General features: G+C 57.6%; 20 protein-coding genes. 8 read left to right on the forward strand and 12 right to left on the reverse strand.

The genetic code is table 11. The features are described from left to right. Nucleotides 1-413 precede the first annotated feature (413 nt). Nucleotides 414-962 (forward strand): zinc ribbon-containing protein, encoded by a 549-nt coding sequence (locus tag WA411_RS11150; RefSeq protein ID WP_291905990.1) that lies wholly within the window; start codon nt 414-416, stop codon nt 960-962. Here the strand turns inward: WA411_RS11150 and lnt are convergent. The 5 genes from lnt to miaB all read right to left on the reverse strand — a co-directional run bounded on the left by lnt (nt 931) and on the right by miaB (nt 6,615). After that, entirely contained in the window at nt 931-2,493 is a 1,563-nt protein-coding gene (gene lnt / locus WA411_RS11155; RefSeq protein WP_291905989.1) for an apolipoprotein N-acyltransferase, read from the reverse strand. The genes WA411_RS11150 and lnt overlap by 32 nt on opposite strands. After that, nucleotides 2,483-3,328, reverse strand: coding sequence for an HlyC/CorC family transporter (locus tag WA411_RS11160; RefSeq protein WP_069183050.1), 846 nt, complete (start codon nt 3,326-3,328; stop codon nt 2,483-2,485). The genes lnt and WA411_RS11160 overlap by 11 nt, the downstream gene beginning before the upstream one ends. After that, nucleotides 3,325-3,798, reverse strand: coding sequence for an rRNA maturation RNase YbeY (ybeY, locus tag WA411_RS11165; protein WP_222464969.1), 474 nt, complete (start codon nt 3,796-3,798; stop codon nt 3,325-3,327). Before ybeY ends, WA411_RS11160 begins: the two co-directional genes overlap by 4 nt. After that, nucleotides 3,795-4,778 (reverse strand): PhoH family protein, encoded by a 984-nt coding sequence (locus WA411_RS11170; protein ID WP_291905988.1) that lies wholly within the window; start codon nt 4,776-4,778, stop codon nt 3,795-3,797. The genes ybeY and WA411_RS11170 overlap by 4 nt, the downstream gene beginning before the upstream one ends. Before the next feature lie 490 nt (nt 4,779-5,268). Continuing rightward, nucleotides 5,269-6,615 (reverse strand): tRNA (N6-isopentenyl adenosine(37)-C2)-methylthiotransferase MiaB, encoded by a 1,347-nt coding sequence (miaB, locus tag WA411_RS11175; RefSeq protein WP_209396696.1) that lies wholly within the window; start codon nt 6,613-6,615, stop codon nt 5,269-5,271. A gap of 198 nt (nt 6,616-6,813) precedes the next feature. On the opposite strand from miaB, the gene trmH reads away from it, so the two are divergent. Then, entirely contained in the window at nt 6,814-7,593 is a 780-nt protein-coding gene (trmH, locus tag WA411_RS11180; RefSeq protein ID WP_291905987.1) for a tRNA (guanosine(18)-2'-O)-methyltransferase TrmH, read from the forward strand. Here trmH and WA411_RS11185 read toward each other — a convergent pair. From WA411_RS11185 to WA411_RS11200, 4 genes are all read right to left on the reverse strand, one after another. Continuing rightward, the gene (locus tag WA411_RS11185) at nt 7,529-8,545 is read right to left on the reverse strand and encodes a nucleoid-associated protein (protein WP_209396698.1); all 1,017 of its coding nucleotides are present in this window, start codon (nt 8,543-8,545) and stop codon (nt 7,529-7,531) included. The genes trmH and WA411_RS11185 overlap by 65 nt on opposite strands. Nucleotides 8,546-8,957: 412 nt before the next feature. Further along, nucleotides 8,958-10,616: a sulfate adenylyltransferase subunit CysN gene (gene cysN, locus WA411_RS11190; protein ID WP_291905986.1), complete on the reverse strand. Its 1,659-nt coding sequence runs from the start codon at nt 10,614-10,616 to the stop codon at nt 8,958-8,960. Between the two features lies 1 nt (nt 10,617). Beyond that, nucleotides 10,618-11,526, reverse strand: a complete 909-nt coding sequence (gene cysD / locus WA411_RS11195) for a sulfate adenylyltransferase subunit CysD (RefSeq protein ID WP_069183057.1) — start codon at nt 11,524-11,526, stop codon at nt 10,618-10,620. Between the two features lie 159 nt (nt 11,527-11,685). After that, the gene (locus WA411_RS11200; RefSeq protein ID WP_069183666.1) at nt 11,686-12,096 is read right to left on the reverse strand and encodes a PilZ domain-containing protein; all 411 of its coding nucleotides are present in this window, start codon (nt 12,094-12,096) and stop codon (nt 11,686-11,688) included. 315 nt (nt 12,097-12,411) lie between these two features. On the opposite strand from WA411_RS11200, the gene rimO reads away from it, so the two are divergent. Then, nucleotides 12,412-13,758 carry a 30S ribosomal protein S12 methylthiotransferase RimO gene (gene rimO / locus WA411_RS11205; RefSeq protein WP_291905985.1) on the forward strand — a complete coding sequence of 449 codons (1,347 nt, stop codon included), beginning with the start codon at nt 12,412-12,414 and terminating at the stop codon, nt 13,756-13,758. Nucleotides 13,759-13,954: 196 nt separating this feature from the next. Here the strand turns inward: rimO and gatB are convergent, their stop codons facing one another. From gatB to gatC, 3 genes are read right to left on the reverse strand one after another with little or no spacing between them, the layout of a single operon-like run. After that, complete coding sequence (gene gatB, locus WA411_RS11210; protein ID WP_069183059.1) at nt 13,955-15,406, reverse strand: Asp-tRNA(Asn)/Glu-tRNA(Gln) amidotransferase subunit GatB; 1,452 nt, start codon at nt 15,404-15,406, stop codon at nt 13,955-13,957. 21 nt (nt 15,407-15,427) lie between these two features. Beyond that, a complete protein-coding gene (gene gatA, locus WA411_RS11215; protein ID WP_136630256.1) occupies nt 15,428-16,885 on the reverse strand; it encodes an Asp-tRNA(Asn)/Glu-tRNA(Gln) amidotransferase subunit GatA in 1,458 nt (485 codons plus the stop codon). An 11-nt stretch (nt 16,886-16,896) separates the two neighbouring features. Beyond that, nucleotides 16,897-17,184, reverse strand: coding sequence for an Asp-tRNA(Asn)/Glu-tRNA(Gln) amidotransferase subunit GatC (gene gatC, locus WA411_RS11220; protein ID WP_069183061.1), 288 nt, complete (start codon nt 17,182-17,184; stop codon nt 16,897-16,899). A gap of 365 nt (nt 17,185-17,549) precedes the next feature. On the opposite strand from gatC, the gene WA411_RS11225 reads away from it, so the two are divergent. Genes WA411_RS11225 through rng form a run of 5 tightly spaced genes read left to right on the forward strand, consistent with a single transcriptional unit; the run spans nt 17,550 to nt 22,078 of the window. Further along, nucleotides 17,550-18,590, forward strand: a complete 1,041-nt coding sequence (locus WA411_RS11225) for a rod shape-determining protein (RefSeq protein ID WP_008170134.1) — start codon at nt 17,550-17,552, stop codon at nt 18,588-18,590. Nucleotides 18,591-18,619: 29 nt separating this feature from the next. Continuing rightward, on the forward strand, nt 18,620-19,516 hold the full coding sequence (mreC, locus tag WA411_RS11230) for a rod shape-determining protein MreC (RefSeq protein ID WP_291906658.1): 897 nt from the start codon (nt 18,620-18,622) through the stop codon (nt 19,514-19,516). Next, entirely contained in the window at nt 19,516-19,992 is a 477-nt protein-coding gene (gene mreD / locus WA411_RS11235) for a rod shape-determining protein MreD (RefSeq protein WP_069183063.1), read from the forward strand. The genes mreC and mreD overlap by 1 nt, the downstream gene beginning before the upstream one ends. Nucleotides 19,993-19,994: 2 nt before the next feature. After that, nucleotides 19,995-20,600, forward strand: a complete 606-nt coding sequence (locus WA411_RS11240) for a Maf family protein (protein WP_291905984.1) — start codon at nt 19,995-19,997, stop codon at nt 20,598-20,600. Continuing rightward, nucleotides 20,597-22,078 (forward strand): ribonuclease G, encoded by a 1,482-nt coding sequence (rng, locus tag WA411_RS11245; protein ID WP_136630255.1) that lies wholly within the window; start codon nt 20,597-20,599, stop codon nt 22,076-22,078. The genes WA411_RS11240 and rng overlap by 4 nt, the downstream gene beginning before the upstream one ends. Nucleotides 22,079-22,112 lie beyond the last annotated feature (34 nt).

Consider the following 22,112-nt stretch of genomic DNA (forward strand, 5'->3'; position numbering starts at 1 on the left):
AAATAAAAGCCTGTATCAAAATCACGTCCGGAGCGGGCCGGACATTCTAACGCACACTAGCCTTTACAGGTAGTCTGCCAATTTTCTGTTCTTGTGCCAGACTTGCAGATATGGGGGAAGCGCTGGCGGCGATGACTCCCCGGGACACGCCGTGAATACGTCCGTGTAGGCTTGATCGCAGCATCCATGCTGCTCACAGTCCCAGGGAGTCATCGCCGCCAGCGCCCGTTACATCGGAAGTGGAGTCCAAGGTGCACTTCCCAAGCTCGGGAGACGGTGTACAGCCTTCTTTTCCGGGACTGTCTGCAGCATGGATGCTGCAGCCAAGCGTACATGGATGTATTCACAGCGTGTCCCGGAAAAGAAGGCTGTGCAGCGGCTCCTGCACCTGAACGCGGTATCGAGGAGTCAAAATGACACAACCAGAAAGAAGTCATCTCTCAGGCAAGGCACTGGAAGTTTACGACCGTATGCTGGAGCGGGTAAAAGCGCGTCTCCATGACCTGGAAGAAACATCGCTCCAGAACCTCGAAGAAGAGGTCCAGAAAGCGGTGGAATTTGAGTACGAGCTCGAGGAGATGACCAGGGATGAAGCGGCCCTGCTTGGCGAATACCTCCAGAGGGATCTCGAGCACCTTCTGCACTTCGTGGAGGAAACTGGAGAAGGCCTGAGTGAATGGTTGCAGCTTGATATGGCATTGCTGGAACACCAGTTGGCGGACAGCCTGCTGTCGGTCGCTGACAAAACGGTTGTGGACTTCCTGGAGCTGAAACAGAAGCTGGAAAATAAGGAAGTGGGCCAGTACATCTCAGGGGAAGTGGCTACCGCCGGTATGTTCCAGTGCCTGAACTGCGGGCATATGAGGTGTCTGACTGCCACCAGTCACCTGGAACCCTGTGAAGCCTGCGGCTCCCACTACTACGAGCGGGTCACGAGCCGCTGGCCGAAACAGGAGGAATAATCCGCTCCCGGACAAAAACGATCAGAATGACCGCAAGGGTCAGCACTGGCCAGGAGCCGGTTTGCATATAGGGCGTGCTACCCGTGGCAGTGAACACCTCGCCGGTGAGGGTGGCGCGCTCGAACTGGGGAATGGTTTCGGTCAGTTCACCACGGTTATTGATGATTGCCGTTACGCCATTGTTGGTGCCTCGAAGCATGTAGCGGCCAGTTTCCAAGGCCCGCATTCTGGCGATTTGTAAATGCTGCAACGGGCCGATAGAGTCACCGAACCAGCCGTCGTTGCTGATGGTGAGCAGAAGGCCTGCGCCCCGGGCGTTAAAGGCCACAAAATCGGGATAGGCGACCTCATAGCAGATAAAGGGCATCACGTTGATGCCATTGGCCTCGAGCGGATCCTGCCACTCAGGTCCCCGGCTGAAATCGCTCATGGGCAAATCGAAGAAACCGATCAGACCCCGCAACACACTTTGTAGAGGCACATACTCCCCGAACGGCACCAGCTTCTGCTTGTGGTACATGCCTTCGCCGTTGCCGATGGCCATGATGCTGTTGTGGAAGGTAAAGTCTTCAATACGATCACTGAATCCATACCAGGGTATACCGGTAATCAGGGTGCTGTTCTCCCCCAATTCTGCACTGATGTGATCAATGATCTTGCCAGCCTGATCCTGAGGGATGGGGATGGCCGTTTCCGGCCATAGAATCAGGTCTGTGTCCCAGTGGTCTTCCGTCATTCCCAGATAGGTGACGATCTGGTCCTTCAAAAACTCCGGGTCCCATTTTATCTGCTGGGGGATATTGCCCTGCATGGCAGCAAAGGAAGTAGGGTTCTCGCTCAGATCCGTCCAATCGAGGCGATTCATGGCCGGAGCAACCAACCAGGGAATCAGGGCAACAACGAGTGTGATCCCAGCAGCAACTGGTCGCAGATGGTTCACGAGCCACCAGCTGCCGTAAAGTGCGGCTCCGGTAGCAGCAATCCAGAGGGTGATGCCATGAACGCCGGTCAAGGGCGCCAGCCCGGCCAGGGGGCCGTCTGTATGCGCCGTGCCCAGATACAGCCATGGAAAGCCGGTAAGCAGCCAGCCACGGAGCCAGTCGCCAAGAATCCAGATCGCGGGGAAGAGGATCAGGCGTCGGACCGGGCTGTCCTTGGCAAGCTTACCCCAGAACCAGAAAGCGAGGGCGTGGAACAGTGCCAGACCCGCTACGAACAGAATAGTGAGCAGGACGGCTATGGGAATCGCTGTGTTGCCGTGTTCGCTGATGCTGATGTACACCCAGCTGGCCCCGCTGCCGAACAGCCCCAGGCCAGTCAGCCATCCGGCCCGGAAAAGCTTTTCCGGGGCCAGGGGTACGGTAACCAGAAGGATCAACAGGACCGAGACCGGGCCCAGCCACCAGAGGTTGAATGGAGAAAAAGTCAGGGTTTGCAAAGCGCCGGCCACCACAAGGGCGGCGGCGCCCAGCCAGGCGTTAGAAGAGAAGGGGGTGTTCAACGCTCTGGTGTTTGTGGCGTCACTGGTCACTTCGGGTTACCTGCAGCAGACGGATTACACGGTTATCGGCGTTGGCAATGGTAAAGCGCAAGCCGCCGAATTCAACCGATTCGCCCCGTCTGGGCAGGTGTCCGAATTCCTTGAGAACCACGCCACCAATGGTATCGAATTCTTCTTCGTCCATTTCGGTTTCGAAGAACTCATTGAAATCATCAATGGGCGTTACTGCTTTTACGGCGTAGCTGCCATCGCCCCGGGCCTTGATGTTCGTCTCTTCATCGAAGTCGTGTTCGTCCTCGATCTCGCCAACGATCTGCTCGAGAACGTCTTCGATGGTGATGAGGCCGGCGGTGCCGCCGTATTCATCCACCACGATGGCCATGTGGTTGCGGTTTTCCTTGAACTCCTTGAGCAACTGGTTGAGGCGCTTGCTCTCGGGGACAAAATTGGGTGGCCGCAGAATTTCGCGGATACGATTCCAGTTCAGGTCGTTGTTCAGGGCCAGAGGAAGCAGATCTTTGGCCAGTAGCACGCCGATGACATCGTCCTGGCTGTCGCCAATAACCGGAAAACGGCTGTGTGCAGAATCCATGATTTCGCCCAGAAACTCCTTGGGCTCCTGGGATGCCTTGACGGTGACCATCTGCGAGCGGGGAATCATGATCTCATCCACTCGCATGTCGATCACCTGCATGGCACCTTCGATGATGCTCATGGCATCGACATCGATGATGTTCTGGGACTCGGCGTCCCGCAGGATTTCCAGCACGTCCTCAACGGACTCAGGCCCGCTGGAGAAGGCCTGTGATATACGTTCCAGCCAGGACTTTCCGCCCTGGCTGCGACTCGACTGATCGTCGCTCATGAGTCTTGTTCCGTTTCCTCTGCTTCGTAAGGATTGCCATATCCAAGCTGCATCAGCAGCCGGATTTCGAGGGCTTCCATGACCTCGGCATCATCGTCTTCAATATGATCAAAACCCTGGAGGTGCAACATGCCATGCACCACCATATGCGCCCAATGGGCGTCGAGGGTTTTGTCCTGCTCCCTGGCCTCTTTCTCGACAACCGGCGCACAAATCACCAGATCTCCGGCCAATGGCACCGTTATACCGGCTGGCGCCTCAAATGGGAAGGACAACACGTTGGTCGGATAGTCCCGCCCCCGGTACTGGTGATTCAGTGCCTGACTTTCTTCGGTTCCGACAATACGGACAGTCACCTCGGACGGATCCTCGCCCTGCCAGGCAAGTTGCGCCCATTTCTGAACCTGCGCCTCCGAAGGTATTCCCGGAGCCTCAAAAACCTGCTGAAAATCTACTGTCAGCTCGTTCACTGGCCGGTCGCACTCCCATCATCAAAGGAATCGTAGGCCTCGACAATCCGCTGTACCAGCGGATGGCGTACCACATCCTTCGCCTCGAACCGGGTAAACCCGATGCCCGGCACCTTGCTGAGAACACCGGCGGCATGAATAAGCCCGGAGTTCTGGCCACGGGGCAAGTCCACCTGGGTGGTGTCGCCGGTAATAACCGCGGTAGACCCAAAGCCGATACGGGTCAGAAACATCTTCATCTGCTCACGGGTGGTGTTCTGGCTCTCGTCCAGGATGATGAACGAATTATTGAGCGTACGGCCGCGCATGAACGCCAGTGGCGCAATCTCGATCACGCTTTTCTCGATCAGGCGGGTAACCTGGTCAAACCCGAGCATTTCATACAATGCGTCGTACAACGGGCGCAGGTATGGATCCACCTTCTGAGCCAGGTCGCCAGGGAGAAAACCAAGCTTCTCACCAGCCTCCACCGCCGGCCGCACCAGCAGAATCCGCTTCACCTGCTCGTCTTTCAGAGCCTCAACGGCACAGGCCACCGCCAACCAGGTCTTGCCGGTACCTGCCGGCCCAATCCCGAAATTGATATCGTGGGTGTGGATGTTGTGAACATACTTCTGCTGATTCGCGCCCCGGGGCTTGGCTGTCAGTTTCGGCGTCTTGATCACCGTCACCGCGCCATCGTAGGGCACGTCCTCCGGCAGGCGTTCAAAGCCGGTTTCCCGGATAAACAGATGCACGGTATCCGGCGGAATATCATCCGTGGCTTCGGTTTCCCGATACAGATGCCGGATAACCTCAACGGCCGCCGCCACATGTTCGGTTTCCCCTTCCACCCGGAAATGATGACCCCGCCTGCCGACTTTTACATGCAGGCGTTTTTCAATCATCTTCAGGTTTTCATCAAACTGGCCACAAAGCGTCGCCAGCCGACGCTGGTCCACCGGGTGCAGGTCAAATTGTCTGTGATCGTTGGCGTTCAAAAGTGCTCCGTTTCGTTTACTCCCCATGGTTTATTGATTGGGAGTACGTGTTTCTGGTGTTCTGTTAACGGGCAAGGGCCGGGCGGACTCTCCAAAAAGCGCCCGCAAGTACGTCCATGTAGGGCTCGGTCGCGCCATCCCTGGCGCTCCACGTTTTTGGAAAGTCCGCCCGGCCCTTACCCTGATCATTCTATGTGCAGGCCCGAAAGTTAAAAAACAAGTAGGTCGGAGTAGCCGGAGGCGTGATCCGACGGTTTTCATCGTTCCGGAAAAAATTGTTGGATTACGACTTCGTCTAATCCAACCTACGAATGCTTTCTGTGGCCTGCAAGGGAGTATTCGGCGGAGATTGGTGCGTATGGCTTCCCAAAAATGTCGGCGGCCAAGGATGGCCGACGCCAAGCGCACATGGATGTGCTCGTAGCGGTTTTTGGGAAGCCATACGCACCAATCGTCCTACTCCAAATCCCAGACGGATGGGAAACCGGGCCTAGTAAAACTCCGAATCCACTGGCACCCCGCGAAGTGAATTGGGATAGGCCTCCACAATATCGACATCAATAAAGTGCCCAACAACCTCAGGATTCTCATGCCGGAAATTCACAATCCGGTTGTTCTCGGTTCGCCCCGCATACTCGCCAGGATCTTTTTTCGACAACCCGGTCACCAGAATCCGCTGAGTAGAACCCACCATCTTGCGGCTGATATCCATCACATTCTGGTTCAGGCGATCCTGCAGAATGCTCAGTCGCTGCTTCTTCACATCCATCGGCGTATCGTCCGGCAGGTCCGACGCCGGTGTGCCAGGGCGGGCGCTGTAGACAAAACTGAAGGACATGTCGAAACCGATGTCGTTGATCAGCTTCATGGTGTCTTCAAAGTCTTTCTCGGTTTCGCCCGGGAAGCCGATAATGAAGTCCGAAGAGAAGCTGATGTCCGGGCGGATCTTGCGCAGGCGGCGGAGTTTCGACTTGTACTCCAGAGCCGTGTGGCCACGCTTCATGGCAGCCAGAATCCGGTCGGAGCCGCTTTGAACCGGCAGGTGCAGGTGGCTGACCAGCTCCGGAACACGCTCATAGACGTCGATCAGTGCATCCGAGAACTCCACCGGGTGAGAGGTGGTGTACCGAATGCGGTCGATGCCTTCGATGGTGGCAATCAGCTCAATCAGCTCCGCCAGATCCATGGTGTCGCCGTCGTGGGTTTCGCCACGGTAGGCATTCACGTTCTGGCCCAGCAGGTTCACTTCCCGAACACCCTGGCTGGCCAGATGAGCCACTTCAGCGATCACGTCGTCCGCCGGGCGACTGACTTCTTCCCCGCGGGTATACGGAACCACGCAGAAGGTGCAGTACTTGCTGCACCCTTCCATGATCGAAACAAACGCAGAGGGGCCATCGGCGCCGGGCTCGGGCAGGTTGTCGAATTTCTCGATTTCCGGGAAGCTGACGTCCACAACGCCCACGCCGTTACCCTTGGCGCGCACTTCGGTAATCATGTCCGGCAGGCGATGCAGGGTTTGCGGGCCAAAGACCATGTCCACGTAGGGCGCCCGGTCGATGATCGCCTGGCCTTCCTGGGACGCCACGCAGCCGCCCACGCCGATGATCATTTCCGGCTTTTTGCTTTTCAGCTTTTTCCAGCGGCCAAGCTGGTGAAACACCTTTTCCTGGGCTTTTTCCCGGATGGAGCAGGTGTTCAGCAAAAGGATGTCGGCGTCATCGGGTGAATCAGTCATTTCGACGGTTTCACCGGTTTTGAGCAGGTCTGCCATGCGGGCAGAATCGTACTCGTTCATCTGACAGCCGTGGGTTTTGATGTACAGCTTCTTGGCCATGGGTCTCACGTAATCTGGTGCGTATTCTGGTGGATGGTGCGCCGGGAACTGGATGGTTTAAACGGGGCGCCAGCAAAAAGGAACTGAGTATTATAACGGGGTGCTTAAACTTCAACCACCTTTGTCTCGGCTAGTTGCTAGTCCGCTTGTGGTATTATTTTTGGCTCTTTAAATCGACAATCAAGCCCAAACACGATCATGACCCCCGAACGCCTCGCCCGAATCAAACAAACCCTCAATACCCGGCAACCGGACCTGAGCGTCCTCACCGATCAGGTCCACAAACCCCGGAACCTCTCCGCCATCATCCGCTCCTGCGACGCGTTCGGCCTTGCCAACATGCACGTGGTCTGGCCGAAGGAAGGCTTCCGGGCCTTTCGCAAGACCGCCGGCGGCAGCTACAACTGGGTAACCACCCACACCCATCGGAGCATGGACGAAGCGATCGACAGTCTGAAAGGGCAGGGCCACAAGCTATACGCGGCTCAGCTGTCTGACCGGGCCATCGACTTCCGGGAGGCGGATTACACAGTGCCGTGTACGGTGATCATGGGTAACGAAGTTGATGGTGTGAGCGCCGATGCGGCGGCCCAGGCCGACGAGCACATCGTGATCCCGATGATGGGCATGGTGGAGTCGCTCAACGTGTCTTCCGCCTGCGCGATTATCCTGTCCGAAGCTCAGCGGCAGAGAAAACTGGCTGGTATGTTCGACCAGCGCCGGTTGCCGGATGACGAATACAACCGCCTGCTGTTCAGATGGTGCCAGCCAACCGTCAAACGCTACTGCGACGACCGCAACCTGCCGTACCCGCCAATCGATCCGGACACCGGCGAGTTAATTGATGGCGTAGGCTGGATGCAGGAAATAAGAAAACTAAGGGCAAATCGCCCAAGATGGGACGATCAGCCCATCACTCCTCGCGAGCCTCGAGATACCGCTGAAGCTGTTCCCGCAAAGCCTTGGGAAGCCGGGTAATCGTCAAGGCGTCTTTGTCGCGGTCATAGTAAACCGCCTGATTCACCAGGTCGGATGAAAAGGACACGCTCATGCCACCCCCGGAGCCTGCAATACGCACCAGCTTTTTCACCTTACGGTGGTCCGGGTGCAATACGCCGCTCTCCGGCAGTTCGGCGGTTTTCGAGGCGAATTCCTTGAAGCGTTGCGGCTCGCTCTCGTCCAGGTAGCCGGATAGCGCCTCGATTTCCACAGGCTCGCCCAGGGCATGCTGTTCCTTGCAGAACTCATAAGCCTTGTTGCGAACCTCGCCGGCTTTCTCTGGCTCCGAGGATTTTGCGAAGGCTTCCACGGCGTCCAGGAACGTCATGGTTTCCTTTTCTACGTCTACCTGATTGGTAAACCCGCACAATCGGATAAACAGCTCGCCCGGCTCACCAGTTCCACGGCCATGCACCAGGGTGAGGTAGTTCTCCGCCGGGTTGTTGCCGCGCCAGTCGTCCAGCTCGATGCGAACGGCCAGGTTCAGGCGGGACAGACTGAGGACGTCGGTCGCATCCAGTGACTGCTTGCCATCGAAGCGCATGGCGCTGTCGGTTTCCAGAATGAACAGGTAAACCACCTCGGCGTCGGCCAGGGCATCGTGGACAATCATCAGATGGCCATCGAATTCTTCCTGGCTGCCAGTGAGCAGTTCCTGCCACTGCCCGAACAGGCGGTCGGTCATGGCGCCAAAGGTTTGTTTGTCTTCCAGATAGTCTTTTAGCCAGGCGCTGAACGGGCACTCGCCCAGATCTTCGGAAAACCGGCCGTATTTCTTGCCGGGCTTGCTGTTGAACAGGCGCTTCATCTGCTTGTGCAGGCCCTCATAATCGCCACCGGGCTCCTGCAGGGCCTCACCGGTCACAAGGCGGGCGGGCTGGCCCGGCTGGTACTGGCTGGCGAAGGCAGTGCGGAGGTGTTTGATGGCCATTGTTGGCTCCTGTTCGTTGTTTCGATTAACTCAGAGAGGCGGGATTCTGCCACGATTTGGTGGCGGATTCATTGGTAGCCTGAAGGATTGCGGGAAGGCCGCGGGGCAGGCGCGTATTTTTCTTACGAAAAAACAACTCGCTGCGCTCAGACATCTTTTTTCTAGAGAAAAATACGCACCTACCCCACGTCCACGGGACTTTCAGTGGTCCGCCAAAAGAAAAACGGGTGTTTTCCTTGCTTTGGCTTTGGGAACTAACACCAATATATGCCGGCGACGGGGTGGGGGTATCTTTTTCTGCCGGAAAAAGATGTCTGAGCGAAGCGAGTTGTTTTTCCAAAGAAAAAGATACCCCCACCCCGGCGCCAGCCACCAAAGCAGGGATATCTTATGTCGACTCAGAAGTCAGAGATCAAACCCGCTTGCTGCGAATCAACTCCTGAACAAGTTTGCTAACAGCCTCAGGAATCTCCTGTTCGCTGTCCGCGGTCGCAGCCGCATTGGCGATGTCAGTGCCGAGGTTCACGGCAATGGCAACCAGTCCGTGGGAAGTCAGAAGCTGGGCAACACGGCGGCGCTCGTCGGCATCGCCGGCGTTCTCTTCGTTGACCACAACCGCGGTTTTGCCCTGGTCGAACAGTGCACGCTCAACGGCGAGGGCCAGTGCCGGCGCCTGTCGGCCGTTGCAGGCAATGATCGCCGGTTTCTGGGCCAGTCGGCGTTCGCGTTCTTCTGCTGAGACCGGATCTAGGGATTCCCCGGAATCGGCCAGGCCAGCCACCATGCCCGCACCAATGGTGACGTTGGACAGGCGGTCGATCACGATAAAGCTGCCGGTGACGTGGTTGCGCTGGTATGCGTCAAAGGCAATCGGCTGGTTCAGGGTCAGTTCACACAGACCAATTTCGTTCAGCTGCAACTGGCTGGGGTTGGCATGCTGTTCCAGGGTGTTCACGTCGGTCTGGTGGTGGATTTTTTTCACCGTGCCGGAGGTAAAAGTCGGTCCCAGCTTGATGTCGTACAGGCGACCGGTTTCCAGTGGTGCATCGGTCATCCACACGATGTTGGCATTGAAGCGGTTGCCCACTTCCGGCTCGTCTTCCACTTTGACCAGCATATCGCCGCGGCTGATGTCGATTTCATCGGTCAGGGTGAGGGTGACCGCCTGATCGATATAGGCCTCTTCCAGGTTGCCATCGAAAGTGACCACTTCCTTGACCGTGCTGGTGCGGCGTGAGGGTAGGGCCATCACCTGTTCGCCCGGGCGGATCACGCCGGAGGCGATGGTGCCGCAGAAACCCCGGAAGTTGAGGTTCGGGCGGGTAACGTATTGAACCGGAAAGCGGAAATGCTCCAGGTTCTTGTCCCGGCCGACTTCCACCGTTTCGAGGATTTCCATCAGGGGCTGGCCGGTGAACCAGGGCGTGTTCTCACTCTTGTTCACAACGTTGTCGCCTTCCAGGGCGGACAGCGGCACGAAGCGGATATCCTTCAGGCCCAGCTTGGCGGCGAACGCCAGGTAATCGTCTTTGATTTCGTTGAAGCGTTCTTCGCTGAAATCCACCAGATCCATCTTGTTCACTGCCACGACAATATGGCGAATGCCCAGAAGAGAAGCGATGTAAGAGTGGCGCCGGGTCTGGGTCAGCACGCCGTGGCGGGCATCGATCATCAGGATGGCGACCTGGGCCGTGGACGCGCCGGTTGCCATGTTACGGGTGTACTGTTCGTGGCCCGGGGTGTCGGCAATGATGAACTTGCGTTTGTCGGTGGAGAAGTACCGATAGGCGACATCAATTGTGATGCCCTGTTCCCGCTCTGCCTGTAGGCCGTCCACCAGCAGGGCGAGGTCAAGTTTCTCGCCGGTGGTGCCCATCTTGGCGCTGTCGGTTTTCAGGCTGGCCATGTGATCTTCGTAGATCATCTTGGTGTCGTGAAGCAGCCGGCCGATCAGGGTGCTCTTGCCGTCGTCCACGCTGCCGCAGGTGAGCAGGCGCAGGAGTTCCTTGTTCTCGTGCTGCTTCAGGTAGGCCTGAATATCTTCTGCAATCAGATCAGACTGGTGTGACATCTTAGAAATACCCTTCCCGCTTTTTCTGTTCCATGGAGCCGGCTGAATCGTGGTCGATCACCCGACCCTGGCGCTCGGAGCTCTTGGCCAGCAACATTTCCTGGATAATGTCCGGAAGCGTGTTGGCTTCGGACTCGATGGCACCCGTCAGCGGGTAGCAGCCCAGTGTCCGGAAGCGGACCGATTTCATCATCGGTTTTTCGCCTTCCTTCAATGGCATGCGGTCGTCGTCCACCATGATCAGGGTGCCATCACGCTCAACAACCGGACGCTCGGCGGCGAAATAAAGCGGAACGATGTCGATGTTCTCGAGGTAGATGTACTGCCAGATATCCAGTTCTGTCCAGTTGGACAGCGGAAACACCCGGATACTCTCGCCTTTGTTGATCTTGCCGTTGTAGATGTTCCACAGCTCCGGCCGCTGGTTCTTGGGGTCCCAGCGGTGGTATTCATCCCGGAACGAATACACGCGTTCCTTGGCCCGGGATTTTTCCTCATCGCGACGGGCACCGCCAAACGCTGCATCGAACTTGTACTTGTCCAGTGCCTGTTTCAGGGCCTGGGTCTTCATGACATCTGTATGTTTCGCGCTACCGTGGGTAAAGGGGCCGATTCCCTGGTCCACGCCTTCCTGGTTTGTATGGACGATCAGATCGAGGCCAAACTTATCAGCCACGTTGTCCCTGAACTTGATCATGTCCCGGAATTTCCAGGTGGTATCAATGTGCATCAGGGGAAAGGGTGGTTTGCCCGGATAGAAGGCCTTCAGGGCCAGGTGGAGCATTACCGCGGAATCCTTGCCGATGGAGTACAGCATTACCGGATTGTCGAACTCGGCTGCCACTTCCCGGATGATGTGGATGCTTTCCGCTTCCAGCTGTTTCAGGTGCGTGAGATTGTATGTGGTCATGATAATCCGTTGCCGCCGTGCGGGCCGTGTTGGCTGTGCGAATGAATACGGCAACTATACCAGAGGGGGTAAGGGCATAAGAAGACGCCCAACTAGACATTGACGTTATAACAATATAGCAGTGGCAGGCTCTGAATGGAGGTGAGCCAGAGGTGACGTTCAGGCCGGATTGCGGGAGTCGGCCAACAGTTTGGAGACGTAGCGGTCAACGTAGTCGAAGCCGTTGCCTTCAAACTCTGCGAACTGGATGCCCAGCTGGAACTCATCCCGGGCGATGCGTCTCATGTGAACGATGTTGCCGTCGGCAATAATAGAAACCGGTTGTGTGGCGACGACGGGCACGGCGAAGCGCGTTTTTACCGCAATCCAGTTGCCAGGGGCGGGAGCCTTCTGCTCGGGTATAAGCTGTTTCACCGTCTCCTGATTACAGGAGATCATCACCCCGGTGCGGGAAAGATTGGACACCGAACAGGTCAGGCAGCAGCCGTCCGGTTTCTCAATCGTAATGTCGGTGGCTACATCCACCCGTTGTTGGTTGCGCAAATTCAATTTGGCGGCGACAGGTTTCATGTTGACTCTTCTGGCGTGTCTGGTTGCAAATGAGGCTGCCTTTCCCATAAATCTCTTCCAGAAAAACACTTAAACGCATGATAAGCGAGTAAAAGTGTAGTTGTTTACTTTGTGATCAGCAAGAAGCCTGCCGTCTATAGTGGCAGATTTGTTAAATCTTTCTGAACAGGGCGTCACAAATTTTGACGTCTGTCAGATTATTCTGCTGCTTTTCCCGGTTCGACTCTTGGTGCAGCCGATCCCGCAGCTGGTGTAAAATACGGGACTTCATTCATTTGTGGGCTCGTGCCGAGCTCCGGGAATTCCAAGCCTTTTATGACAGATAACACCCAGACCCCTGCCTCCTCCGGTAACGGCAAAGTCGGTTTCATCAGCCTTGGCTGCCCCAAGGCTCTCGTAGACTCCGAACGAATCCTCACCCAGCTGAGGCTGGACGGCTACGATGTCGTGCCCACCTACAACGACGCAGATATCGTTGTCGTAAATACTTGTGGTTTTATTGATGCCGCCAAGCAGGAATCCCTGGACGCCATCGGCGAGGCTATCAGCGAAAACGGCAAGGTGATTGTTACCGGGTGCATGGGCGTGGAGGCCGACAAGATTCGCGACACTCATCCCGGTGTACTGGCGGTTTCCGGTCCCCACGCCTATGAAGAGGTGGTAGGCGCGGTTCACCAGTTCGTGCCCCAACAAAAGCAGCACGACCCGTTCACCGATCTGGTTCCGCCTCAGGGCATTAAACTGACCCCGCGTCACTATGCCTATTTGAAGATCTCAGAGGGCTGTAACCACCGCTGCACCTTCTGCATCATCCCGTCCATGCGCGGCGACCTGGTGAGCCGCCCCATCGGCGATGTGATGGACGAAGCCCAGCGCCTGGTGGATGCCGGTGTGAAGGAGCTCCTCGTCATCTCCCAAGACACCTCGGCCTACGGCGTCGACACCAAATACCGCACCGGCTTCTGGCAGGGCAGGCCGCTCAAGACCAAAATGCAGTCCCTGTGCGAAGCGCTGGGCGAGTTGGGTGTCTGGGTTCGCCTGCATTACGTTTATCCGTATCCCCATGTGGACGACATCATTCCCCTGATGGCCGAAGGCAAGATCCTGCCGTACCTGGACATCCCGTTCCAGCACGCCAGCCCGAAAGTGCTAAAGGCCATGAAACGCCCGGCCCACGACAGCAAGACCCTGGAGCGCATCCGCAAATGGCGTGAGATCTGCCCCGAGCTGACCATTCGCTCCACCTTCATCGTCGGCTTCCCTGGTGAAACCGAGGAAGACTTCCAGTATCTGTTGGACTGGCTCGACGAAGCGCAGTTGGATCGTGTCGGCGCGTTCAAATACAGCCCGGTGGAAGGTGCCAAGGCCAACGAACTGGAAGGCGCAGTTCCCGAGGAAGTAAAAGAAGAGCGTCTGGCCCGATTCATGGAAAAACAGGCCGAGATTTCAGCAGCCCGCTTGCAGGCCAAAATTGGGCAGACGATTGACGTGCTGATTGATGAGGTCGACGAGGAAGGCGCCATTGGCCGCTCCAAGGCGGATGCGCCGGAGATTGACGGTATGGTTTACCTCAACGACGAGACTGACCTTGTTCCAGGCGAAATTGTTCAGGCCGTTGTTGAGCATGCCGATGAGCATGATCTTTGGGCTCGTTTGGTCTGAACTATCGCGAGTTATCGAAGGGATCCATGGCCTTGGCGGGCAGCTTCTCCCAAAAATGTCGGCGGCCAAGGATGGCCGACGCCAAGCGCACATGGACGTGCTCGTAGCGGTTTTTGGGAGAAGCTGCCCGCCGAGGCCTTCCCCCAAGTGAGAAGGCTAGGGCCGCAACTAAAAGCTACGGCCCTAAGCCAGCAGTCTACCCCCCAAGCTTGCGAACAAGAATCTCGTTAAACAGCTTGGGATTCCCCTGACCCTTGGAGGCCTTCATCAGCGGCCCCATAAAGCCACCAAGCATCTTCTTGCGCTTCTTCGGGTCTTCCTCGTTCTGATACTGCGCCACCTGATCCGGCATACCGGCTAGAACCTCATCCACCATGGCTTCCAGGGCACCAGTGTCAGAGACCTGCTTTAGCCCCTTGGCATCGATGATGGCATCGACGCTGTCGTTCTCGCCGGTCCACAGCGCCTCAAAGACCTTCTTCGCGCCAGCGGATGAGATGGTATTGTCGGCAATCCGCACAACCAGGTCGCCCAATTGGGCGCCGGTGATGGGGGAGTCGGCAACGGATTTCTCTTCCGCATTGAGGCGGGCAGAGAATTCGCCCTGGATCCAGTTGGCGACCAGCTTCGCATCTTTGCCCTGGCTGGCGGCTTCTTCGAAGAATGCGGCCAGTTTCGAGTCGCCGCTGAGCAGGCCAGCGTCGTAGTCGTTCAGGCCGTATTGATCCTTGAAGCGGGCCTTGCGAGCGTCCGGCAGTTCCGGAAGGCTGTTGCGGGCTTCTTCGATGAACGAGTCATCGATCTCCACCGGCAACAGGTCCGGGCAGGGGAAGTAGCGGTAGTCGTTGGCTTCTTCCTTGGTGCGCATGGAACGGGACTCATCACGATCGCCATTGTACAGACGAGTTTCCTGCACAATTTTGCCGCCGTCTTCCAGAATGTCCATCTGCCGCTCGACTTCGTGGGCAATGGCCTGTTCCATGAACCGGAACGAGTTCAGGTTCTTGGTTTCGGTACGCGTGCCCAGAGTGTCGGAGCCCTTGGGTTTCAGCGAAATGTTGACGTCAAACCGCATGGAGCCCTGGGACATATCGCCGTCGCAGATGCCCAGCGAGGTCACGATGCTGTGCAGCTTCTTGGCAAAGGCGACCGCTTCGTCCGCGTTGTTCATGTCCGGCTCGGTGACCACTTCAATCAGTGGGGTGCCCGCCCGGTTGAGATCAACACCGGTCATGCCATGGAAATCCTCGTGCAGGGACTTTCCCGCATCCTCTTCCAGGTGGGCGTGGTGAATGCGCACCCGCTTGGATTCACCGTTGGGCAGGTCAATGTCCACGTAGCCGGGGCCAACAATCGGGCGCTCAAGCTGGGTGGTCTGATACCCCTTGGGCAGGTCCGGGTAGAAATAGTTCTTCCGCTCGAAGACCGAACGGCGCTCAATCTCGGCATTCACTGCCAGGCCGAACATGACTGCATACCGGAAAGCCTGCTCATTCGGCACCGGCAGGGTGCCGGGCATGGCGAGGTCAACGGCATTGGCCTGAGTGTTGGGCTCGGCGCCGTAAGCGGTGCTGGAGCCGGAAAAAATCTTGGTTTTGGTGGCGAGCTGAACGTGAATTTCCAGCCCGATCACAATGTCCCACTGCATACTCGTTCTCCTGTCCCGGGCTTATTGCGGTTCGCGCTGGTGCCAGTCGGTCACCTGCTGGAATTGATGGGCGGCGTTCAGCAAACGGGCCTCTGAGAAATAATCCCCAATGATCTGCATACCCACCGGCAGACCGTCCACGAAACCGGCCGGCACAGACATGGCCGGAACGCCCGCCAGGTTGATGGCGATGGTGAAGACGTCCTCAAGGTACATGGTCACAGGATCACTGGTCTTCTCGCCCTGGATAAAGGCCGGCGAGGGCGTGGTCGGGCTCATCAGTACGTCCACTTCCTTGAAGGCATTGATGAAATCCTGCTGGATCAGCCGGCGAACCTTCTGGGCCTTGAGGTAATAGGCATCAAAATAGCCGGCGGACAGGGCATAGGTGCCCACGAGAATCCGACGTTTCACCTCTTCTCCGAAACCCTCCGCCCGGGAGCGGGTGTACAGATCCATCAGATCCTTCGGGTCCTCGCAACGGTAGCCATAGCGCACACCGTCAAACCGTGACAGGTTGGCAGAAGCCTCGGCCGGCGCGATCACGTAATAGGCGGCAATCGCTAACTTTGCGTTTGGCAGCGACACTTCTTTAACCGTGGCGCCCAGCTTCTCGTATTCCTTGATCGCGTTGCGAACCTGCTGCTCCATCGCCGGACTGAGCTGGTCGCTGAAATATTCCTTAGGCAGGCCGATCTTCAGGCCTTTTAAAGGCTCGTTCAGCGTGGCGGTGTAATCCGGCACCTCGCGGTCAATGGACGTTGAGTCTTTCGGATCGAAGCCCGCCATTACGTTCAGCATAAGCGCATTGTCTTCTGCTGTGCGGGCCATGGTGCCACCCTGGTCCAGACTGGAGGCAAAGGCAATCATCCCGTACCGGGATACCCGGCCATAAGTCGGCTTCAGCCCGGTAACACCACACAGCGCCGCCGGCTGACGGATCGAACCACCGGTGTCCGTGGCCGTCGCCGCCGGAGTCAGTCGAGCCGCAACCGCCGCAGCCGACCCGCCAGACGACCCGCCCGGCACACGTTTGTTGCCTTCGCTCAATCCCCATGGGTTGGTCACGGCGCCAAAATAACTGTTCTCATTGGACGACCCCATGGCGAACTCGTCCATGTTGGTCTTGCCCAGGCATACCGCGCCCGCCTGGCGGAAATTCGCCGTAACGGTCGCGTCGTAGGGCGGAACAAAATTCTCCAGCATCTTCGAACCACAGGTGGTGCGAACGCCGTTGGTACAGAAAATATCCTTGTGCGCGAAAGGAACCCCGGTCCAGGCCGTGGCATTCCCCGCTGCCCGCTGCTCATCCGCCATCCGGGCATCAGCCAGCGCCTGCTCCTCGGTCACGGTAATAAAGCTGTTGTACTTTGAATCTTCCCGCTTGATGCGGTCGAGGAACTCCTGCGTCAGCTCAACGCTGGACACCTTGCCGCTCTCCAGATCCCGGGAAAGCTCTGCTACAGATTTGCTATGCATGACGTTTCCTTTCACTCAATCACTCGGGGAACCAGATAAAGCCCGTTCTCGGTAGCCGGCGCAATCGCCTGGAACGCCTCCCGCTGATTGGTCTCGGTTACCTCGTCCGCGCGCAGGCGCTGGACCGCATCCAGCGGATGGGCCATGGGCGCAACCGAATCGGTGTCGGCCGCACCCAACTGATCAACCAGATCCAGGATGTTGCCCAGATCCTTCTCCAGAGCCGAAACCTGCTCGTCATCCACACGAATGCGGGCGAGCACAGCGACTTTCTCAATGTCCTCACGGGAAATGGTCACGCATTGCCTCCCAGGTAAATGAAATGTCGGTAATAAAAGAAGCCGGAATTTTGCACGGGGTCCGGGGTGGTTGGAAAAGGCTGTCCAAAACTGTTGAGGGCCATGGATGGCCCGAATCAAGCGCACACGGATGTGCTTGTAGCGTGTTTTGGACAGCCTTTTCCAACCGCCCCTGCACCCAAATAAAAATTAAGGGCAGTATGGTAACAGATTCGAACAATGGCGGGAGGCCCCAGCCCATAAGGTAAATGTGTGAACCGTAAGGCGTGAGGCCCGCTAGCGCCTTGCCTGCAGGGGTGCTCACTGCTAAAGTTGCCGCATCTTTTCTTTGCGACTGCAACTCTCAGGTTGAAACTACACGAATGTTGATAAAAAGACTCCGAGGCATCTTCTCCAGCGATCTGTCCATCGACCTGGGCACCGCCAACACCCTCATTTACGTGCGTGAGCGCGGAATCGTGCTGAACGAGCCCTCGGTAGTGGCCATTCGCACCAACAACTCCCAGAAAATGGTCGCCGCGGTAGGCGCCGAAGCCAAACGCATGCTCGGCCGTACACCGGGCAACATTACCGCCATTCGCCCCATGAAAGACGGCGTAATTGCAGATTTCGTGGTAACCGAAAAAATGCTCCAGCACTTTATACATAAAGTGCATGAGAACAGCTTCATTACCCCGAGCCCGAGAGTGCTGGTGTGTGTGCCCAGCAAATCTACCCAGGTAGAGCGCAAGGCCATCCGAGAATCCGCCCTCGGTGCTGGTGCCCGGGAAGTCTTCCTGATTGAAGAGCCCATGGCGGCTGCTATCGGTGCCGGCCTTCCGGTTGAGGAAGCCAGCGGTTCCATGATCGTCGACATCGGTGGTGGTACCACCGAGATCGCCATTATTTCCCTGAACGGCATCGTTTATGCTGAATCCGTGCGGGTGGGCGGTGACAAGTTCGATGAGGCCATCGTTACCTACGTGCGCCGCAACTACGGCAGCCTGATTGGCGATTCGACCGCCGAGCGCATCAAGCACGAAATCGGCTGCGCTTATGAAGGCCTCGAGATTCGTGAGATCGACGTTCGCGGTCGTAATCTTGCGGAAGGTGTGCCCCGGGCATTCACGCTCAACAGCGAAGAAATTCTCGACGCGCTGCAGGAATCCCTGGCGCAGATCGTTCAGACCGTCAAAAGTGCTCTTGAGCAGTCTCCGCCCGAACTGGCCTCCGACATTGCCGAGCGCGGTATCGTACTGACCGGTGGCGGCGCTCTGCTGCGCGGGCTGGACAAACTGATCAGCGAAGAAACCGGCCTGCCGGTGATCATCGCTGAAGACCCGCTGACCTGTGTTGCCCGTGGTGGCGGCAAGGCGCTGGAAGTGATTGATCGGGGTGGCATCGGAATGTTCTCCCAGGAGGGATAATCCTGTGGGGAGGGCTCGCCATTAAAACCATCTTTGTCCAGGGGCCTGTTCCCGGCTTCAGACTCCTCATTGTTCTTCTCGTATCGGCAGCCCTGGTGGTTGCCGATGCGCGTTTCGACAAGCTCTCAACCGTGCGAAGCACCATCGCCACCGGCCTGGCCCCCGTGTACTGGCTGGGCAACGCGCCTTACGAACTTACCGACTGGGTCGCCGGGCTGTTCGAAAACAAACAGGATCTGCAGGAAGAAAACGAAGATCTCCGCGCCCGTTTGCTGATCCTTGAACGTCGCGCCCTCAAATACGCCGCCCTTGCGTCGGAGAACAACGAGCTGCGCCGCCTGATGAACTCCTCCGAAGTTCTGGATGATCGGGTGATTGTCGGTGAGGTTGTCGGCGTTTCCCCGGATCCCTTCTCCCACGAAATCATCATCAACAAGGGCCGCAGCGACGGCTTGTCGCCGGGCCAGGCTATCCTGGATGCCCATGGTTTGATGGGGCAGGTGGTGCAGAGCAGTCAGATCACCTCTCGCGTCCTGCTGGTTTCTGACAGCAGCCATGCGGTGCCAGTTGAGGTGGTGCGCAATGGCTTGCGGGCAATCCTGCTGGGCACCGGTGACACCGATACCCTGGATCTCGTTCATGTGCCGGACACGGCCGATATCCGTGAGGGCGATCTGCTGGTCAGTTCCGGGCTTGGCGGACGTTTTCCGAGGGGGTACCCGGTTGCGGAAGTCAGCCGTATTTCCAAGGAACCGGGCGAACCGTTTGTTTCCATCGAAGCGTCGCCCAAGGCGCAGCTGAACCAGAGCCGTCTTGTACTGGTGGTATTCCCGCCGGAGAATGCCTCTCCGATCGAAGTCGAGGTGGTCGAGGGTGAGACTGCCGCTAACGCCGAGAATGACGGCAACCAGGGAGGGGAGGACTGATGTTATCCGTAATCAGCTATCCGGTTTTCGCGCTCTCCGTGGTTGTTGCACTGGTGTTCAGTATTTCCCTGTTTCCTGTGGGTTGGTTCGAGTTCCGCCCGGAGTGGCTGGGGCTGGTGGTGTTCTATTGGACATTCCGGGCTCCGGCCCAGTTCGGAATCCTCCTGGCCTGGTGTCTGGGCTTGTTGCTGGATGTGCTCGAAGCCACTCCCCTTGGCGTCAATGCCATGGCCATGGCGCTGATCGCCTTTCTGGTGCTTACCATCCATCAACGTCTGCGCATGTATCCGATGCCCCAGCAGTGCCTGATGGTGTTCCTGTTGCTGGGCATCAATCAGATGCTGGTGCATTTCGTGAAGCAGCTGCTGGGGGCCGATGACGCCGGGTTCAGCTACCTTTGGCCGGCCCTGACCAGTGCCCTGGTGTGGCCGGTATTCTGTATCCTGCTGGACAACATTAACCGCAAACTGGGTTAGCCATGCCATCCATCATTCTTGCTTCGGCTTCGCCGCGCCGGGCGGAGCTGTTGCAGCAAATCGGCCTGAAATTTTCGGTTCGTCCGGCGGACATCGACGAAACAGCGGAAGTCGATGAAACGCCGCAACATTATGTGGAACGTTTAGCCCGGGAGAAGGCGCTGGCTGTGGCCGAATCCGCGCCGCAATGCCTGGTTCTGGGGTCGGACACTTCAGTGGTGCTCGATGGAAGAATCCTTGGTAAGCCCACAGACGCGGCGGATGCCCGGGAAACCCTGGCCCGCCTTTCGGGCGCGACGCACCAGGTGATGACTGCCGTGGCGCTGGCCAACGATGGGCAATGCCAATCCGTTCTGGTCACAACGGAAGTCTGTTTCCGGGATCTCTCCTCCGAAGAGATTGATGCTTACGTGGCCAGCGGCGAACCCATGGACAAGGCCGGAAGTTATGGAATTCAGGGCCTTGGTGGTATTTTTGTTAATGAGCTCCGGGGTAGCTACAGTGCCGTGGTTGGCCTGCCGCTGCAGGAAACCGCCGCGTTGTTGGCTGGTGCCGATTACCCGGTCTGGAAAAACTGGCCGCGCAGTCTGGAGAGCCAAACATTATGAGTGAAGAGATTCTTATCAACGTCACCCCGGTGGAAACGCGGGTGGCCCTGGTTGAAAACGGCATGCTGCAGGAGGCCTACATAGAGCGCACCAGCAGGAAAGGCATTGTCGGGAACATCTACAAGGGCAAAGTGGTGCGGGTTTTACCGGGCATGGAAGCCGCGTTCGTCGATATTGGTCTGGAACGGGCTGCATTTATCCATGCTTCCGATGTGGTTCCGAGTCAGTCCAATGGCGATGAGCCTGCCGACACCCCCAAGACCGTCCCGGATATCCGCAGCCTGCTCCGGGAGGGCCAGTCCCTGGTGGTTCAGGTTACCAAGGACCCGATTGGTACCAAGGGCGCCCGCCTGACCACCCAGCTTTCAATCCCTTCAAGGTATCTGGTGTTCATGCCCGGCGTCAGTCACGTTGGCATTTCGCAGCGCATTGAGGATGATGCCGAGCGAGCGCGCCTGAAAACCCTCGTCGAGGAGGCGGCAGCGGCAGATCAGGACGTTCAGGGTGGTTATATCATCCGGACGGCTGCAGAAGCGGCCTCGCCTGAGGACCTGATTGGCGATATGGCCTATCTGCACCGGTTGAGCCAGTCCATACACGAGCGAATTGCCCGGGTTCAGGCCCCGGCCGTTGTATACCAGGATCTGCCGCTGTTTATTCGCACCATCCGTGACCTGATCCGACCGCAGACTGAAAAGGTTCGCATCGACAGCCGCGAGAGCCACCAGAGGGTGATGGAGTTTGTCGAAGAGTTCGTTACGGAATTTGCCGACAAGGTAGAGTACTACCCGGGCGAGCGGCCCATCTTTGATCTCTACTCGGTGGAAGACGAAATCCAGAAAGCCCTGAGCCGAAAGGTCCAGCTCAAGTCCGGCGGTTATGTGATCATCGACCAGACCGAGGCCATGACAACTATCGATATCAACACCGGCGCGTTTGTTGGGCACCGTAACCTGGAAGAGACCATCTTCAAGACCAATCTGGAAGCAGCCCGGGCGATCAGCCGCCAGCTGCGGCTGCGGAACCTGGGCGGTATTATCATCATCGATTTCATCGACATGGAAGATCCCGAGCACCAGCGCCAGGTGCACCGGATGCTGGAAAAGATGCTGGAACGGGATCACGCCAAGACCAAGATTACCGGGGTGTCCGAGCTGGGCCTGGTGGAAATGACCCGCAAGCGCACCACCGAGAGCCTGGGCCAGGTGCTTTGCGAACCCTGCCCGATCTGTGACGGACGCGGTTTCCTGAAGACCACCGAAACCGTGTGTTATGAAGTTTTCCGGGAAATTCTCCGGGTCAATCGTGCCTACGATGCCGAAAGCTATCTGGTGATGGCCTCCCAGAGCGTGGTGGACCGCCTGCTGGATGAGGAGTCTGACAACGTCGCCGATCTGGAGACTTTCATCAGCAAGACCATTCGGTTCCAGGTGGAGCCGTTCTACAGCCAGGAGCAGTATGATGTGGTTCTGCTCTGAACCCGGGAAACCGCGCCGGTTACCGGGTTAAGGG

It is taken from the genome of Marinobacter sp. CH_CUG1437-1, assembly GCF_037029655.1.
Classification (GTDB): domain Bacteria; phylum Pseudomonadota; class Gammaproteobacteria; order Pseudomonadales; family Oleiphilaceae; genus Marinobacter; species Marinobacter salsuginis.